This window comes from Flavobacterium sp. P3_A6, from assembly GCF_056403035.1.
The window spans coordinates 56735-74809 of sequence record NZ_JBFUGG010000011.1 but is presented as its reverse complement, the minus strand read 5'-3'; the positions used below and the strand labels follow the sequence as shown (position 1 = coordinate 74809).

At 31.9% G+C, this 18075-nt stretch carries 14 protein-coding genes; 7 read left to right on the top strand and 7 right to left on the bottom strand.

Annotation, left to right across the window (positions count from 1 at the left end; genetic code table 11):
• The first annotated feature begins 118 nt into the window (after positions 1 to 118).
• From AC1DVP_RS12560 to AC1DVP_RS12545, 4 genes are all read left to right on the top strand, one after another.
• On the top strand, positions 119 to 919 hold the full coding sequence (locus AC1DVP_RS12560; RefSeq protein WP_477183817.1) for a DUF5984 family protein: 801 nt from the start codon (positions 119 to 121) through the stop codon (positions 917 to 919).
• A 287-nt stretch (positions 920 to 1206) separates the two neighbouring features.
• Entirely contained in the window at positions 1207 to 2022 is an 816-nt protein-coding gene (locus AC1DVP_RS12555) for a hypothetical protein (protein WP_477183816.1), read from the top strand.
• 292 nt (positions 2023 to 2314) lie between these two features.
• The gene (locus AC1DVP_RS12550; RefSeq protein ID WP_477183815.1) at positions 2315 to 2977 is read left to right on the top strand and encodes a carbonic anhydrase; all 663 of its coding nucleotides are present in this window, start codon (positions 2315 to 2317) and stop codon (positions 2975 to 2977) included.
• A gap of 6 nt (positions 2978 to 2983) precedes the next feature.
• Entirely contained in the window at positions 2984 to 4159 is a 1176-nt protein-coding gene (locus AC1DVP_RS12545; protein WP_477183814.1) for a porin, read from the top strand.
• 77 nt (positions 4160 to 4236) lie between these two features.
• Here AC1DVP_RS12545 and AC1DVP_RS12540 read toward each other — a convergent pair whose 3' ends face one another.
• The 7 genes from AC1DVP_RS12540 to tsaD all read right to left on the bottom strand — a co-directional run bounded on the left by AC1DVP_RS12540 (position 4237) and on the right by tsaD (position 11010).
• The gene (locus tag AC1DVP_RS12540; RefSeq protein ID WP_477183813.1) at positions 4237 to 4803 is read right to left on the bottom strand and encodes a hypothetical protein; all 567 of its coding nucleotides are present in this window, start codon (positions 4801 to 4803) and stop codon (positions 4237 to 4239) included.
• Between the two features lie 2 nt (positions 4804 to 4805).
• Positions 4806 to 5987, bottom strand: coding sequence for a THUMP-like domain-containing protein (locus tag AC1DVP_RS12535; protein ID WP_477183812.1), 1182 nt, complete (start codon positions 5985 to 5987; stop codon positions 4806 to 4808).
• Between the two features lies 1 nt (position 5988).
• Positions 5989 to 7080 carry an AI-2E family transporter gene (locus AC1DVP_RS12530; protein ID WP_477183811.1) on the bottom strand — a complete coding sequence of 364 codons (1092 nt, stop codon included), beginning with the start codon at positions 7078 to 7080 and terminating at the stop codon, positions 5989 to 5991.
• 158 nt (positions 7081 to 7238) lie between these two features.
• Positions 7239 to 8186 (bottom strand): zinc metalloprotease, encoded by a 948-nt coding sequence (locus AC1DVP_RS12525; protein ID WP_477183810.1) that lies wholly within the window; start codon positions 8184 to 8186, stop codon positions 7239 to 7241.
• Positions 8187 to 8632: 446 nt separating this feature from the next.
• Complete coding sequence (locus AC1DVP_RS12520; protein ID WP_477183809.1) at positions 8633 to 9271, bottom strand: DUF4159 domain-containing protein; 639 nt, start codon at positions 9269 to 9271, stop codon at positions 8633 to 8635.
• 6 nt (positions 9272 to 9277) lie between these two features.
• Complete coding sequence (locus AC1DVP_RS12515; RefSeq protein ID WP_477183808.1) at positions 9278 to 9985, bottom strand: 16S rRNA (uracil(1498)-N(3))-methyltransferase; 708 nt, start codon at positions 9983 to 9985, stop codon at positions 9278 to 9280.
• Between the two features lie 2 nt (positions 9986 to 9987).
• Positions 9988 to 11010 carry a tRNA (adenosine(37)-N6)-threonylcarbamoyltransferase complex transferase subunit TsaD gene (tsaD, locus tag AC1DVP_RS12510; RefSeq protein ID WP_477183807.1) on the bottom strand — a complete coding sequence of 341 codons (1023 nt, stop codon included), beginning with the start codon at positions 11008 to 11010 and terminating at the stop codon, positions 9988 to 9990.
• Between the two features lie 266 nt (positions 11011 to 11276).
• Between tsaD and AC1DVP_RS12505 the strand changes: the two genes are divergently transcribed.
• From AC1DVP_RS12505 to gap, 3 genes are all read left to right on the top strand, one after another.
• On the top strand, positions 11277 to 15656 hold the full coding sequence (locus AC1DVP_RS12505) for a translocation/assembly module TamB domain-containing protein (RefSeq protein ID WP_477183806.1): 4380 nt from the start codon (positions 11277 to 11279) through the stop codon (positions 15654 to 15656).
• Positions 15657 to 15976: 320 nt separating this feature from the next.
• On the top strand, positions 15977 to 16963 hold the full coding sequence (gene pfkA / locus AC1DVP_RS12500; protein WP_477183805.1) for a 6-phosphofructokinase: 987 nt from the start codon (positions 15977 to 15979) through the stop codon (positions 16961 to 16963).
• Between the two features lie 52 nt (positions 16964 to 17015).
• Positions 17016 to 18020: a type I glyceraldehyde-3-phosphate dehydrogenase gene (gene gap / locus AC1DVP_RS12495; RefSeq protein WP_477183804.1), complete on the top strand. Its 1005-nt coding sequence runs from the start codon at positions 17016 to 17018 to the stop codon at positions 18018 to 18020.
• Positions 18021 to 18075 lie beyond the last annotated feature (55 nt).

Genomic DNA, 18075 nt, shown 5'->3' with positions numbered 1-18075 from the left:
TTCAAATTTAGAAAGTATTCGGAGGGTTACCAAAGAAAAAACTCAAATATGAGATTCTCAAGAGGCTGATTTTAGTTTTTTCACAGACTGACGTTGTGCATCATTATAAAAAATAATAGTGATAAATTTTAAATTTAAAGACTTTGACAAAATAATTCCTGTTGGAAAAGAGCCAGACTTGTATTTAAGTTGGTTTTGGTTGACAGACGGAGATTTGTGGCTAGAATTTAATGACCAAACAATCTATGAATATTCAGCAGAAGCAATGCGGTATTTTGGTAACAAATTAACGCCATATAACGACTATTACATTGTTAGGTTTTTAGAAGATTTCACAGAACGTTTTGAGAAAATAAGCGTATCAATCCCCGATAAATTCTACAGTATAACAGAAAACGTAAAGCAATTTAGAGTTGATACTCAAAAGTGGCTTGATATTTATGATACTGATGAAGAAGAATACAGCGACTTTTATTTTGAGGAATATGACAAATTAATTTCGTGGACTTATGAACGACTATTCGATTCAGGACATTTAATAGGTGGTCCTCATTTATCGTTTTTTAGATGTAACGACAGAATAAGGATTGTTTGGGATACAGAGTACATTTTGGTAAACGGAATTAGTTTGTGGACAGCAAAGGACGGAAATTTTGAAATGAACTTTTCGCATTTTGTAAATCAAGTTAAAATATTTGGAGAACAGTTTTTTAAAGGAATGGACAATCAAATAGAATTGATACTTGCGAAAGAATGGGGAGATATAAAAGTGGATAAAATAAGACTTGTTGAAGAGCAAAAAGAACGAAAATTAGAATTTGAAAAAAATCTATCTTTTCTTGAACAAAGCACTAAAGACGAAACCAATTGGAATGAAATTGAAGAATTATATGAAAGAATGAAAAACGAAATAAAATAACGAACGCAAAACAGCTGCTACAACGGATTTGGGCAATTGGCTTAATGGAAAGTTGGTTTTATTATTTGGGATGATTTGGTAAATCCGAGAATAGGGTTTAATTTAGTACCAAACCCGCTGTAGTACCAGAACGTCAGGCTGTGAAAAAACTACTTTAAATTTAAAAAGTATTCGGAGGACTACCAAAGAAATAACTCAAATATGAGATTCTCAAGAGGATGATTTTAGTTTTTTCACAGTCTGACGTTAACAGTAATCTTACCTTAGAAAATAAATATTTGAATAATATGGATGAAGTTAATGAACAAAGGAGGGTATCTTATTTATTAATAATAGCATTTTTATTAATTTTCATATTAAAATATATTTTTGGCGGACAAGTGTCGATAAAATATGGCGAAATAATTTACTTAGTTTCTATTGGAGGATTATTAGCCTACTCATTTATTTTAACAAGGGAAAAATATAGTAATATGTCAACTTTCTTCTTTCTTACCTTTTTGTTGATTGGTTTACTTCCTTATTTACATTATCTAAACTATTCCTATAACAAAGAAAACTATAGCTTTAATAATGAATATTTAAATAAAAATATAAAAAACTATAAAGAAGAACTCAAAAATTATAAAGATTCAGTTTTTATTTTTGACTTAAAGTCAAAATTTCCTAATACAAAGATTAATTTACTTGAAGATAGAAAGCAAAAAATAAAAGAATACACCTTTATTGTTAAATCTATTTCAAAAGACGATGAGAGACCAAATGATAGAAGTAGAGAAAAAGAAGTTGACATTTTTAAAAATAATATCAGAATTACAACTTTAAAATTAGAATCAGGGAAATTAATCGATGGAGTTAATAAATTTACTGAAGAAATGAATTTATTAAATACGAAAATCCAAAATCCAAAACAATTTATCCCTTATAACGATATATGGTTAGATTCAGTAACAGGTTTTGTTTTTGGTTTTATAAAACCTTTATCAAAACTATCACAGATAATTAGATTACTACAATTAATAACTGCTTATTTGTTATTTCATATGATTTCTAGTTGGCTTAAAATATCTAAAAATTTAAATATATCAGAAATTGATAAATAAAGACTACTGTTAACAGCTACTCCTAATGTAAAGCATCGTAAAGTTATTCACAACTTTTGAGAGGGTTATATGTCGGTTATTTTTCCTAAATAAAAATGATTTCAAGACTATTTATCAACTATATCGTTTGATAATTTTCAGCATCTATTTTTAAATAAAATTAATCCTCCAAATATGATAAATGTCAATATTTGCGAGGTTTCATGACCCTAAATTTGTTACTTCATAGACAAGGATAAGTTAGCCTAAACTTTTTGACAGCTTAGATTTGTCGCAATTTAGGAAAACTATCATGATTAAAAAAGGACTGCTTTATCTGCTATTTATAAGCGCATTTTCTGCTTGTAACCACACTGAAAACATTAATTTGACGTCGCTTCAAAAACTCGAAGAAGGAAACAGCCGATTTGCTTCGGGAAAACCCATGCATCCCGATGAAACTTTAGAAAGATTGCGGGAACTCAAAAAAGGGCAGCATCCGTTTGCCGTTGTTGTGAGCTGTTCGGATTCCAGAGTGCCGGCCGAACTTGTTTTTGACCAAGGGCTGGGCGATATTTTTTCAATAAGAACTGCCGGAAATGTGATTGGAGATTACGAATTGGGAAGTTTGGAATATGCCGTTGAACATCTGGAATGCAAATTAATTGTTGTAATGGGACACAAAAGCTGTGGAGCCATAAAAGCATTTATTGATTCAAAAGGGCATTACGATCACGAGGACCACATTAAAAATATAATCAATTACATCGAAAGCGAAAACGAAGAAAAAAATTTGTCGATTACCGATAAATTGTCTGTCGATAAAGCCATAGATGCCAATATTGCTCACGGCGTTGCTTTCTTGAAAACAGCTGAGCCAATTTTGAAAGAGCGTTTTGACCAGAATAAAATCACAATTATTGGCGCTTTGTATGATATTGAGTCGGGTGAAGTAACTTTTAAAAATATACAATAGCTAATAATGAAAAATTATTTTATTTACTGGATGCTTGTTTTGATGCCTGTTTTTTCTTTTGGGCAAAATGAAATCCCGGAAGAAAATGTTACGGCAACTCCTTTGATTCCAACTTCGAAAGCTTCTTTGTTAAAAGACGTTGATGTGATCTTTAATACTCGTTTGGCTTTTGATAATTATTTTGCGGATAATGAACATGTGAATTCCCTTTTTTCGGTAAATCAACTCCGATTTGAAGTGAAAGGAAAAATTCACGATAAAGTTTTTTTTAGATTCCGAAACCGATATACCAAAATTGCCGATCCGAATACGATCGACAATGCCAGCCGTACCGTCGATATGGCTTATTTGACAATTGATGTGTCTCCGCAAACGAAATTGTCTTTTGGGAAAATGATAGGGGATTGGGGAGGTTATGAACTCCTGACAAACCCTATCGAAATTTTATCGTATAATGCCATAAACAATTATGGTGAAAATTTTATGGCAGGAGCTTCACTTTCGTATGCATTAAAAGATCATAAGAACAAGTTTAATTTTCAGGTGCTGAATTCCCGTACCAAAACGTTTCAGGATCAATTTGGCACTGCTGTTCCTCCGGGGATTACCGCTACAGAAACGCCTTTGGCTGCCGTTGGCAATTGGAAAGGCAGTTTTTTTGGCGAAAAACTAGAAACCACCTGCAGTTACGGATATTTCATAGATGCCGAAAATGCCAGCCGAAATTTGATTTCATTAGGAAACAAGTACAAAAACAACAAGCTGGTGCTGTATTATGATTTTCAGTACAGCAAAGAGGACTTGGACCAAAAATGCGTGGTTTCGAATATTATCAAAACCAAGCATCCGTATGCGGCAGAGAATGTCTCTTATGTAGAAAATTGGATTAGAGCTGAATATCAAATTCGTCCAAAATTGAATCTTCTGCTTACGCTGATGAATGATAACGCTTATTGGGATGGCAATCTAGATCCAAATAAAAGCGGTCATTTATTGACTTCCTACGGTATTATTCCTACTGTTGAGTATTCGCCTTTTGCCGACTTTAATATGAAGTTTTATGCGGGTTATGTCGCCAAAAGGAACAATTATTCAGACTATGCCCAAAAGAATTTTGGAGCAGTGAATGGGACAACAGGTCAGCTTAGTTTTGGTATAATTGCACCGTTGCTGGTTTTGTGATTAAATAAAATTTCAAAAGAAATGGTAAAATCAAGAATGGTTAGCTAATAGCTTATTTGATGATTTTACCATTTTTTTTATTCGATGCATCGGATGTTATTCATGAAATAAGTTTCGGGCTGATAGACTTTACCGTCCAGTTCAGCAGTGAATTCTTTTTTGAGTATATAATCTTCTATATCTGTCAGGTATTTTATCCGCATTAAAATCACAGGAGATTTTTTCAGTTCTTCGTAGTTGTCCTTTGCAAACATAAATGTTCCAGCTTTTACCCTGTTGTCAAAACCTTTATCATCACGAATTAATGATCCGCAGCTTAGTTGGTCAATATGTATAAGTGTTACGATTTTGCCATTTTGCAGCTGTAGGAAGATTTTCGAATTTTTGTCAAAACAATTGGCTTTTACAAAGTCTTTGCTTTTTTGAATAAACTGCAGTGATAAAGTAGGCAGTCCATCTGTTAATGCCAGGGAACAAAAAATGTAATTCGAATTTCCTCCAAATACTTTTTCATGAATTAAGTATTCTTTTGTGGATTTGTATGTGCCGATAGAATCGGTAACATTCGTAGAGTATTCACAAGGTTTTTGAGCGAAAGTAGAAAAACTTAAAAAGCAGAATGCCAGAACCAGTATGTATTTCATTTTTATTTTATTTTGTTGCAAATTAAAACAATTTTACTGTTATTTTCATCAGTTGTAAAAAAACAATATAAATTGCCGCCTTCTTTTATTTTCCATTTTTTTCGAATGCTCTCAACAGAATCAGTAAAGTTTCGGGTAGTGATATTTGCTTTCTGGTTTTCCAGATAGTTTTTCATTTCACTTTTGCTATAAGGAATACAGTTTTCTATTTCAAAAATTCTGCCGGGAAAAGATATTAATTCATCGGAAGTATAAAGATGTGAGTGTTTTTGCAGTTTATTTAATTTGTAAAACAGTCCAACTTGGTCAAAACCGCCGGATTTCATGATGGCGCTATTGGGTTCGTACAAATATTTTTGCGGTAAGCTAAAACTAGGCTGGAGCTGATTTTCATCCAAAATAAATTCAAAAGCCTCTGTTTTTTCTTTTGCAAGATTTATCGTTTTAATAGTAATGGTTCCATTATAACTTTTATTTAATTCCCAGAGCAGTTCTTTTACTTCGTTTTCAACAGCAATTATATGTATCGCTTTGATATGTTTTAATTCATTGATTCCTGCTGAAATGTCGAGTATTGGAGCTGTTTTTATTAATATAGAATTGGCTTTTTCAAAATAAAAACTCAAATTTTCGGGAACATTTGGCAAGCAGTCTTTTAGCATAAATACTTTGCCTTTAATATCATTTCTTCTTGAAGGGTCTATATAAATCCAGTCCCATTTTGTATTTAATTTTAATAATGTTTCATTACTGTCTCCAGCGTAGCAGATGATATTGTTATTGTTTAATTGTTTTAAGTTATGCTGTACGATTTCAGATAGTTCAGTATTGATTTCACAATGCGCAACGCTTTCCATCTTTTTAGAAAAATAGTAATCATCAATGCCAAAACCTCCCGTTAAATCAATTAAGTTTTCGCCGGAAACAATGGATGCTTTGTGCAATGCTGTTATTTCAGAAGAAGTCTGTTCTACCGAAATTTTACTTGGATAAATAATGTTTGGAGTAGAAAACCAAGTAGTCAGTTTCTCTTTTGCCTTTGATTTTGCTGCAATTTGATTTAGAATTGAAATCCATTCGACTGTTGGGAACGGATTTTTTTGAAGTGCCAATTTTGAAACGGAAACTCCAATATTTAAATTTATAAATTCCTGTATTTTAGGATTTAAAAGGTCTAAGTTCAATTTATATATTTTTTGTTATGTTTTGTATAAACTCATTGTCAGGGAAAAATTCTTTACAGATTACTTTCAAAATGGTGTATGACGGGACTGCTATAATCATTCCTAAAATTCCAAAAGAGAAACCGGCAATTAATATTACCAGAAATATTTCCAGCGGATGGGAACTTACGCTTTTAGAAAAAATAATAGGCTGAGAAAAATTATTGTCAATTAACTGTACTATCCAAAAACCTATTAATATATAAATAGTCGTAGGTAAAATTTCGGATTGAAAATCGGAACCTAAATTGCTTAGCATTGTCAAAACCGCAGCAAATACAGAAGCAATTAGTGGTCCTAAATAAGGGATGATATTTAAAACGGCACATAAAAAAGCAATTACTAAGGCATTGGGTATACCGAAAATGAATAAAACGATGGCATATAACAAAAAAACTATAAATAACTGAACTAATAATCCAATGAAATATCGGGAAAGCAATAGGTTTATTTTTTCTACAGAATTTAATATTTTTTCTTCGTGAGAATCGGGAATTAATAATTTAACACCTTCCAAAATAATTGATCTGTCTTTGAGAAAGAAAAATGTAATGAACAAAACAGAACCAAATCCCATCCCAAAACCGCTAATTGTCCCTATAACTGAATTTAAAAAATTAGGTACAGTATTAAAATTAATGAAAGATTTAAAGCTGTTAGGATTAAATAGCTTTGCAGAATCAATATGATGATCTTCAAGAAATGTGTTTATCTTTTGAATAAGTTCCAAGCTGTTTCTCTCTATTTCAGTTGTGTTTAAAAGAGATAAATTTTGCCCCTGCGAAATTATCAAAGGAATAAACATCATTATAAAACCCAAAATCATTAAAAAGTAAATAGATAAAACGGCTATTGTAGCTAATGTGTGTTTGAATTTTAGCTTTTCTTTCAAAAAAGTTAGAATAGGAGAACCAATTAGGGTCAGTATCAATGAAATCAAAAGATAAATTAATATATTCTGAATTTGATATAGAAAATAAAGTATTAATGCAGCTAAAATTAAAACAGCAACAGCTCTTACAATACCATTTGCTATAATTTTGGATGTAATCATATAGTTGTATTTAGTTATGTATCTGAGCGCTATTTCATTTGAAGCAACAACGGCTGTTATTTTTTGATGGATACCAAAATTATTGAACTGCTCAGGTTATAAAGATAAAAAAACTCGCTAACAAGGAGCGAGTTTTTAAAACTAAAATAAATTAGGAATTATATTCCAAAAGCCGATCTTGCTCCACCAGAAACGAATAAAGCAGTCATTCTTGCTTTTTGGCCATTAGTAAACATAAACATGCCTCTGTCATCAGTGTAGTCCATGTAGTTCATTGTCATTTCATTATGAGCAGGAAGACATGTACTCACGAATGGATAAGCTGGCACTCCAAAGTTTGAAGTTTTAGCAACAGGAGTATCTGCAACCAAATCGTTTCCGCAGGATGCATCACCCCAAATATGTCTAAGGTTCATCCAGTGTCCTACTTCATGAGTTGCAGTTCTTCCTAAATTATAAGGAAAACTTCCAGTTCCAGATAATCCAAAGTATTTAGAATCAATTACAACTCCGTCTGTAGCTGAAGCTCCTCCTGGAAATTGAGCATAGCCCAATATTCCTCCTCCGATGGTGCAAACCCATAAGTTAAGGTTTGTTGTTGGTGATGTTGGAGCCAGTCCGCCTTGACTGTTTTTTTTCATGGCATCATTTGTTCCCCAAGATGTTTTTGTCGTAGATTTTCTGTTGATTTTTACTAATTCAAATGTAATTCCAATGTTCGCAGCAACTGATGCAAATTCTGCGGGTGTACTTGAGAAATCAGAGTTTGTAGCAGTGTAATCTTTGTTTAATACATCAATTTGTGTTTTTATCTGCGCATCCGATATGTTTTCTGCTGTAGTTTTGTACAATACGTTTACAATTACAGGAATTACAACTTTTCCATTAACAAGACGTTTTGTTAATAACGCATTTTGTGTAAAAGCTTCGATTTGATTCATTCGGATAGCCAATGTCGGATCTGCMTTTAACTGTTGTTCTAAAACATCTTGTGAGGCACATTTTCGCTGTGTGACAGCATTTGTTTCATTTGCAGTTTCATTTTGATCATTTTGACAAGAAAACAATAAAAGTACAGCCGCTGCTGACAAAATTAATTTTTTCATAAGTGTTGGTTTTTGTTATAAAAATGTTTATTTGGTTAATTATTTTACAATTTTATAACAATAATGCACGAATAACAAATTTTTGCAACATATATTTAGGTGCTTTTTAAAAAAGTATTGTTTTTACTGGGTTTAAAAACAGTTATTTGGGTGTAATTACGTAGGTTTATTTTTATTAAAAATTTATTTTAAAGCCTTTTGTAAAATTAAAATAAAATTTAAAGTAGTTTTATACTTGTTAAAATATGTTTTTAAAGAGAGAAATATTCTAACTTTATATTTAATGAATTGATAATGTAACTCGTGGGTAATTTTTTTAATATAAAAAAACAGATTTTTTGTATGTTGAAAATCAGATATCTGMCCTTTTAAAAATTGCTTGTGGAAAGAAAATGTACTTTTCTATGTGTTAAAATAATATTTTGCAAAAGTGCCTTAAGAGGAAATCAATTTGTGAATATGTAATTAATGATATTAGCCCCCATTTTTAAAGCTTTTTCGCGAACTTCCAAAGGGTCGTTATGAACTTCAGCATCTTCCCAGCCATCACCAAGATCACATTCGTATGTATAAAGCAATACAAGTTTATTTTCTATGAAAATTCCAAAAGCTTGAGGTCTTTTGCCATCATGTTCATGAATTTTAGGCAGACCATTTGCAAAAACAAATGGTTTTTGGAATATAGGATGATTTGTAGGAATTTCGACTAAGTCTTGATTAGGAAATATTTTTCTGATTTCCTTGCGGATGTATTGATCCATTCCGTAGTTATCATCAATATGAAGAAATCCGCCAGCCAATAAATATTTTCTAAGATTAGTTACATCGGCATCGTTAAAAACAACATTTCCATGTCCTGTCATGTGTACAAAAGGATAGGAAAGCAAATCGGGACTGCTTGGTTCAACCGTTCTGGGTTTCGATTTTATTCGTGTATGTATATTGGTATTGCAAAATTTTATCAGATTAGGCAAAGAGGTTGGATTTGCATACCAATCTCCACCGCCATTGTATTTTAGTAAAGCGATTTCTTGTGAGAAACAAGGAAATGAAATGAATAATAATACAAACAATACTTTTTTCATATAAATCTAATCTTCATTAGTAAAGACTACACTATGACAAGCTACAATAGCAGCTGTTTCTGTTCTTAATCTTGTTTCTCCCAAAGATACAGGAATATAGCTGTTTCCAAGCGCCAGCTCAATTTCTTTGTTCGAAAAATCACCTTCTGGCCCAATTAGTATTGTATAATCAGTGCTGGGTGCGACAACAGATTTTAACGTTTTTTTATTGGTTTCTTCGCAATGAGCAATTAATACTGTTCCGTTTTTTTCTGCCTTTAAAAATTCTTTAAAAGTAACCGCAGGATTTAATTTCGGAAGGTACAGCTGATTGCATTGTTTCATTGCTGAAAGAATGATTTTTTCAAATCTTTCGATATTAATTACTTTTCTTTCAGAGCGGTCACAAATAATAGGGGTGATTTCATGTATGCCAATTTCGGTAGCTTTTTCAAGAAACCATTCGTATCGGTCATTCATTTTTGTTGGTGCAACGGCAAGATGCAATTTGTATTTTGGAGTTTCGGTTTTTTCAACAAATACTATTTGAACAGTGCATTTATTATCTGACGCTAAAGTGATTTCTGTTTTAAATAATAATCCTAATCCATTAGTAACATGGAGAATATCTCCATCTTTTTTACGTAATACTTTAATGATGTGCTTGCTTTCTTCTTTATCAAAAGAAAAAGTTTCGGTAGCTTCGTTTATTGTTGGATTATAAAATAATTGCATAATTAAAATTGTATTCTTGCTTTAGAAACAACATCTGCCGTTTCAAATTTTTTAGATAAAAACTTTTGGTAACCTACAATTCCAATCATTGCAGCATTATCGGTTGTGTATTCAAACTTTGGAATAAATGTTTTCCATCCGTATTTATTTTCTGTAGCTTTTAAAGTATTTCGAATTCCGGAATTGGCTGAAACACCGCCTCCGATTGCAATCTGCTTAATGCCTGTTTCCTTTACGGCCATTTTTAATTTATCCATTAAAATTTCAATAATAGTATACTGAACAGATGCGCAGATGTCATTTAGATTTTCTTCTATAAAGGCAGAGTTTTCAATTTTTTTCTTTTGAATAAAATATAAAATTGCGGTTTTTAATCCGGAAAAACTGAAGTCTAATCCGGGAACTTTTGGTTTGGTAAAAGGAAAAGCTTTTGGATTTCCCAATTGGGCATATTTATCAACTAAAGGTCCCCCAGGATAGGGAAGTCCTAGTATTTTGGCACTTTTATCAAATGCTTCTCCAACGGCATCATCAGTGGTTTCTCCTATGATTGTCAAATCAAAAAAATCATCAACTCTAACAATTTGCGTGTGTCCGCCACTAATGGTTAATGCCAAAAAAGGAAACTCAGGTTTATCAAAACCTTCTTCATCTATAAAATGGGCCAAAATGTGAGCATGCATATGATTTACAGCAATAAGAGGTATTCCTAATGCCAAAGCCATAGATTTTGCGAATGAGCTCCCTACTAAAAGCGACCCCATCAGTCCAGGGCCTTGCGTAAAAGCTATTGCTGACAATTGTTCTTTTTTGATATTAGCCTTTTTTAATGCGGCTTCGATAACTGGTACAATGTTTTGCTGATGCGCGCGCGAAGCTAATTCAGGAACTACACCTCCATACTGATTATGAATTAACTGGTTGGCCACAACATTAGACAGTACTTTATCGTTACACAATACAGCGGCGGCAGTATCATCGCATGAACTTTCTATGGCAAGTATAAAAACCTCAGGAATTTGCATATATACAGATGATTTTTGAAGTATATTTGATGTATTGCCATAAAAAGAGTATTTTTACAGCTGGCCAAAATTAAAGATTTTTAGTTAAGATATTGCCATTTCTAAAGGCAAATTATTTATTTGTACCAAAAAAATAAAAACACACACGTATCAAAAAGATTAAAAAAATAGTATTCCGTACTTTCGTTGGACTAATATTACTTTTGTTAGTACTTTTTATAGCACTTACGACGCCTTTTATTCAAACAAATCTGGCACAGTATTTCATGAAAAGTATAAATGAAGACTTTGGTATCCACATGAATGTCGATGAAGTACAGCTAACTCTTTTTGGCGGCGTTAAGATTAAAAAAGTTTTAATTATTGATCATCATAAAGATACTTTAATTTACACCAAAAGAATTAATACAACAATTCTAGGGTTCAAAAAAATGCTGGATGGTAATTTGATTTTCAGTGATATAGACCTGGATGGCGTTCTTTTTAATCTAAAAACCTATAAAAAGGAAAAAAAGACAAATCTGGATTATTTTATAGATGCTTTTGGCACAAGCAAAACACCTTCCAAGAAACCATTTTTATTGACTGCTACGAGTGTTGATTTGTCAAACGGCAGATTTGTTTTGATAAATGAGAATCATCAGACACCAAAACCTGTTGATTTTACCCGATTAAAAATCTCAGTTACCAATCTCAAAATCTATGGCCCCGAAATATATGCGAATATTCAAAAAATGTCTTTTTTGGATCATAGAGGAGTGTATATAAAAAACTTAAAAGGGAATTACAGTTTCACGCAACAGCACATGATACTGGATAAAATGGAATTAAAAACCGAAGAATCTACTATTAAAGGTTATGCTGCGCTGAATTATGAAATTGAAGATTTTTCAGATTTTGAAAATAAAGTAGAGTTTGATTTTAAACTGAAATCGGCAAAAATAGCTACGAATGATATTCGATGTTTTTATAATGAATTGGGAAGAAATAGGGTTTTTAAGCTTAGAAGCCATATTACCGGACCGCTGAATAATTTAAAGCTTTTGGACTTAAGCCTAAATGATAAAAACGGCACAAGGTTAATGGGTTTTATAAATTTTAAAAATCTTTTGGGTAACAAGGATCAAAAATTCTACATGAATGGGAAGTTTGATCATTTAAATTCAAATTATACTGATTTAGTTGGCATTTTGCCCAATGTATTAGGAAAAAAACTCCCTGTTATTATAAAGAAATTGGGAAATGTTTCATTCGTTGGTAATACACAAGTCACTACAACTTCTATTCATGCAAATCTAACTTCAAAAACTGATTTGGGAGGGGTAACTGCTAAATTTACGATTATAGATATGGATCAAAGCGACAAAGCGGCCTATAAGGGGTATGTTGTTTTGAATGATTTTAATATTGGTAATCTTTTAGATAATAAAAATTTGTCTTTAGTAAGTCTGAATTTAGATGTTGACGGGAAAGGATTTTCGGAAAAGTATTTGGATACTTCTTTAAAAGGGGATGTATCTAAAATTGCTTATAATGGGTATAATTATCAAAACATAAAAATAAACGGTAATTTTAAACTGCCATTATATAAAGGATCAATTATTGTAAATGACCCTAATTTGAAAATGAATTTTGACGGGTTGGTTAATTTAAGCAAAAAAGAAAGCCAATATGATTTTCAGATAAAAGTTGATAATGCAGAATTGCACAAATTGAATTTTGTAAGCGATACAATATCTCAGTTTAAGGGAGATGCTATTGTCGATGTGCAGGGAAATTCTATTGAGGATCTTCATGGTAATATTTATATAAATAATGCTACGTATGTTAATACAAAAAGCACTTACCAATTTAATGATTTTAATTTAAATTCAAGTTTTGACGAAAAAAGAATCCGAACCATAAAAATTACGGCTCCTGACATTACTAATGGAACTATAGTTGGGAAATTTAAATTTGCAGAATTAAAAGGTTTGATTTCAAATTCTTTGGGAAGTCTTTATACAAATTATAGGCCGGTAAAAGTTAGAAAAGGACAGTTCTTAAAATTTAATTTTGAAGTTTATAACAAAATTGTTGAGATGTTTTTTCCTGAAATGAAAATAAGTGAAAACACGGTAGTAAAAGGAATTATTAATTCAGATAACAATGAGTTTAAGTTTAATTTTAATTCACCAACTATAACTGCTTCGGATAATTCTTTTGATAATATTCGGGTTTCGATTGATAATAAGAATCCGTTGTATAATGCCTATATTGAATTGGACAGCATTAAAACTAAAATGTATAAAATCCGGGATTTTAGTTTAATCAATGTTACTTCAAAGGATACTTTGTTTTTCCGTACTGAATTTAAAGGAGGTTCAAAAGGGGATGATTATTTTAATTTAGATTTATATCATACTATTGATAAGGATAATAAAAATATAATTGGCTTTAGTAAATCGGAGATTAAATTAAAAAACAGTTTGTGGTTTTTGAATGAACAAAATTCATCTAATAACCGCTTAGTTTTTGATAAAAAATTAACTGATTTTAAGCTTGATGATTTTATACTTTCCAATAAAGAACAAGAAATAAAGCTCAATGGAGAATTTAAAGGCAGTTCCTATAAGGATATTAATCTGGAGTTTAAGGATTTTGATATTAATGCATTAACATCGGCTCAGGAAAGCTTTGATATTAATGGAAATTTAAACGGTAAAATTAATTTTAATCAAAACAAACTTGTTTATAAACCAACAGCCTCATTAGTCATTGATAATTTGAAAGTCAATAAGTATGATCTTGGTGTATTGAAATTTGACATAAAAGGAGATGAGAACCTCAAAAAATTCACTTTATATTCAACTATTGAAAATAAAGACTTTGAATCCTTTAATGCTGATGGAAGTTTTGAAATTGTAAATAAAGAAACATTATTTGATTTGAATTTTAAATTTGACCGATTCAACTTAGCTACTTTGAGTTCGTTGGGAGGTACTGTTATTTCTAATATAAGAGGACAGGTATCAGGTAATGCAACCATTGGAGGAACGGTAAAAAAACCAGATATTAACGGGCGTCTTTTTGTAAATGACGGGGGCTTGAGCATACCTTATTTAAATGTTGATTATGCTTTAAAAGACAGAACGATTATTGATTTGACTGACGAAAAGTTCCTTTTTAGGAATAATACGCTGACGGATACAAAATACAAGACAACCGGTACTTTGAATGGAGTAGTGGAACACAAGAATTTTTCGGATTGGAAGCTGGATTTGGCTATAAATTCAAAAAGATTCCTCGTTTTAGACACTCAGGACAGTGAAGATGCGGCATATTTTGGTACCGCTTTTATTAATGGAAATGCGACAATTAAAGGACCCACAAACGGATTGTTTATAAAGGTAGATGCTAAATCTGAAAAGGGAACCATTCTAAAAATACCAATAAACAATGCTGAAAGTGTCAGTGAAAATAGCTTTATCCATTTTATTACTCCTAAAGAAAAATTCAATCTGCAAAAAGGTATAGTTGAAAAGAATAGAAATTATAATGGACTTGAATTAGAATTTGATTTAGAAATCACGCCAAACGCAGAGGTTGAAGTAATTTTGGACAGAAATTCTGGGCACGGTATGAAAGGCAGAGGAAATGGAAATCTATTGTTTAAAATAAATACTTTGGGCGATTTTAGAATGTGGGGAGATTTCTTGCCTTATGATGGAACTTATAATTTTAAATACGGCGGATTAATAGATAAAAAGTTTAACGTTAAAAAAGGCGGCTCTATCGTTTGGGAAGGTAATCCTATGAGGGCGCAATTGAATCTTGAGGCTGTTTATAAAACATCTGCAAATCCTGCTTTGTTACTGGAGAATTCAAGTGTTAATAAAAAAATTGATGTAGAAGTAGTTATTGGAATTCATGGTGATTTGGCTCATCCGGAACCAGATTTTATGATTGATTTTCCAACGATTAAAAGTGTAATGAAATCTGAATTGGAATCTGAGTTGTCAGATAAAGATGTAAGACAGACACAAGCTTTGTATTTATTGTCAACCGGGAGTTTTTTAAGTAAGGACGGTTCCAGTCAAGCGGTATCCTCGAGTTTGTATGAAACGGCTTCGGGTATGTTGGGCAGTATTGTATCTTCAAATGACGAAAAGTTTAGAATGAATTTTAATGTTGTTTCTCCTGATAATAGGCCAAGTTCACAAACCGATGGCAGAGTTGAAGCAATTGTTTCTTCAAAAGTGAATGAAAGAATTACTATAAATGGAAAAATTGGTGTCCCATTTGGAGGGGTTCATGAATCCTCAGTTGTTGGTGATATTGATATTAAATACAGAATGAATGAGGATGGCTCTTTTAATCTGCACTTCTTTAATAAGGAAAACGATATCAATTATATAGGTCAAGACATAGGATATACCCAAGGTGTTGGTATTTCTTATGAGGTCGATTTTGATACTTTTAGCGAATTAGTGGATAAAATGTTTAAGAACAATAAATTAAATAAAAAGAAGGACAAAGAGAATGTAAAAGAAACTGACTCTGATTCTAATTTAAATCCAGATTTTATAAAATTTACAAAACCAGTAACTCCAAATACAGACAAACCAAAAGTTAATCAGGACGCTGTTCTTCCCGAGGACGATTAGTTTTTAAGTTTCTGTTTTTTTAGAAACTTATTGATTGTTTTTAGGTCTTTTTTAGTTTTATCGTTTATTTCATTTTTATATATTAAAAAAGTATTCGAAAACAGCAAATTTGTATTTTTTTTTTGGGAAAATGAATTTATAAGAAAGTTAATCCTACAGCCAATAGTTTGGTTAAAAAAAGAAATATTTAGAAGCTTTTTTCTAATAAAGAAAACTTATCAACGAAAACGTTTGAATTTCAGTTATTTTATTAAAATCTTAGAAAGCACCCCTAAAATATCTTTGATATTTGCTAAATTTACACTTTAATACTTAAAAAAATGTCAAAAACAATAAAAAAGATAGGTGTACTTACCTCTGGAGGAGACTCTCCAGGAATGAATGCCGCTATTCGTTCTGTTGTGCGAACATGTGCTTTTCATAACATAGGATGTGTTGGTATTTATAGAGGCTATCAAGGAATGATTGAAGGGGATTTTAAAGAAATGGGACCCCGAAGCGTAAATAACATTGTAAATAAAGGAGGGACTATTTTAAAATCGGCACGGTCAATGGATTTTAAAACTCCAGAAGGACGTGAAAAAGCTCATAAAAACCTTGTTAAAGCTGGTATTGATGCTTTAGTAGTAATCGGCGGTGACGGTTCTTTTACAGGAGCTTTGTTATTTAATTCAGAATATGATTTTCCAGTAATGGGAATTCCTGGAACTATTGACAATGATATATTTGGCACAAGCCATACTTTGGGCTATGATACTGCTTTAAATACAGTTGTTGATGTAATTGATAAAATTCGTGATACTGCCAGTTCACATAACAGATTGTTTCTTATTGAAGTTATGGGACGTGATGCTGGGCATATAGCATTGAATGCCGGTATTGGTGCCGGTGCTGAAGAAATTCTTATTCCAGAAGAGGATTTAGGATTAGATCGTTTGTTGGATTCTTTGAGAAAAAGCAAGGCAGCGGGTAAATCATCAAGTATAGTTGTAATTGCTGAAGGAGATAAAATTGGTAAAACGGTTTTTGAGTTAAAGGATTATGTTGAGTCAAATTTTCCCGAATATGATGTGCGTGTATCTGTATTAGGCCACATGCAGCGCGGAGGAGCACCGTCATGTTTTGACAGAGTTTTGGCCAGCCGTTTGGGAGTAAAAGCAGTAGAATGTTTATTAGAAGGAAAATCTAACTATATGGTTGGTTTATTGGCTGATAAAATAGCACTTACACCTTTAGAACAAGCTATTAAAGGACATACAGAAATTGATCAGGAATTACTTCGCGTATCAGATATTATGTCGATATAAAATCGAAAAAAAAGAAAGTAAAATAAAATAAAAATAATTTAAATTAAATACAATGTCAAAAGTAAAATTAGGAATAAACGGATTTGGTAGAATTGGAAGAATTGTTTTCAGAGAATCTTTCAACAGAGATAATATAGAAGTTGTGGCAATCAACGATTTATTAGATGTTGATCATTTAGCTTATTTGTTAAAATATGATTCAGTTCACGGTCGTTTTGACGGAACTGTAGAAGTTAAAGAAGGAAAACTTTATGTAAACGGAAGAAATATCCGTATCACTGCCGAAAGAAATCCAGCAGATTTGAAATGGAATGAAGTTGATGTTGATGTAGTAGCTGAGTGTACAGGTATCTTCACAACTATTGAAACTGCAAATGAGCACATTAAAGGCGGTGCTAAAAAAGTAATTATCTCTGCTCCATCTGCAGATGCTCCAATGTTTGTAATGGGAGTTAACCACGAAACTGCAAAAGCTTCTGATCTAGTTGTTTCTAACGCATCTTGTACTACAAACTGTTTAGCTCCTTTGGCTAAAGTTATTCATGATAATTTTGGAATTGTTGAAGCTTTAATGACAACTGTTCACGCTACAACTTCAACTCAAATGACTGCTGACGGACCTTCTAGAAAAGACTGGAGAGGCGGTCGTGCTGCAGCAATAAATATTATTCCTTCATCAACTGGAGCTGCAAAAGCGGTTGGAAAAGTTATTCCAGAATTGAATGGAAAATTAACAGGTATGGCTTTCCGTGTTCCTACTGCTGACGTTTCTACAGTAGATTTAACTGTAAAAGTTGCCAAAGAAACTTCTTATGAAGAAATTATGGCTGTTTTGAAAAATGCTTCTGAAACTTCATTGAAAGGTATCTTAGGGTATACTGAAGATGCTGTTGTATCTCAAGATTTTATTTCTGATAAAAGAACTTCAATCATTGATGCTACTGCAGGAATTGGTTTAAATTCAACTTTCTTTAAATTGGTATCTTGGTATGATAATGAATACGGATATTCAAGCAAATTAATTGATTTGGCTGTTCATATCTCTTCATTAAAATAAAAATTATAATTTTACGAGATCCCATTAATTTTAAATTAATGGGATTTTGTTATTT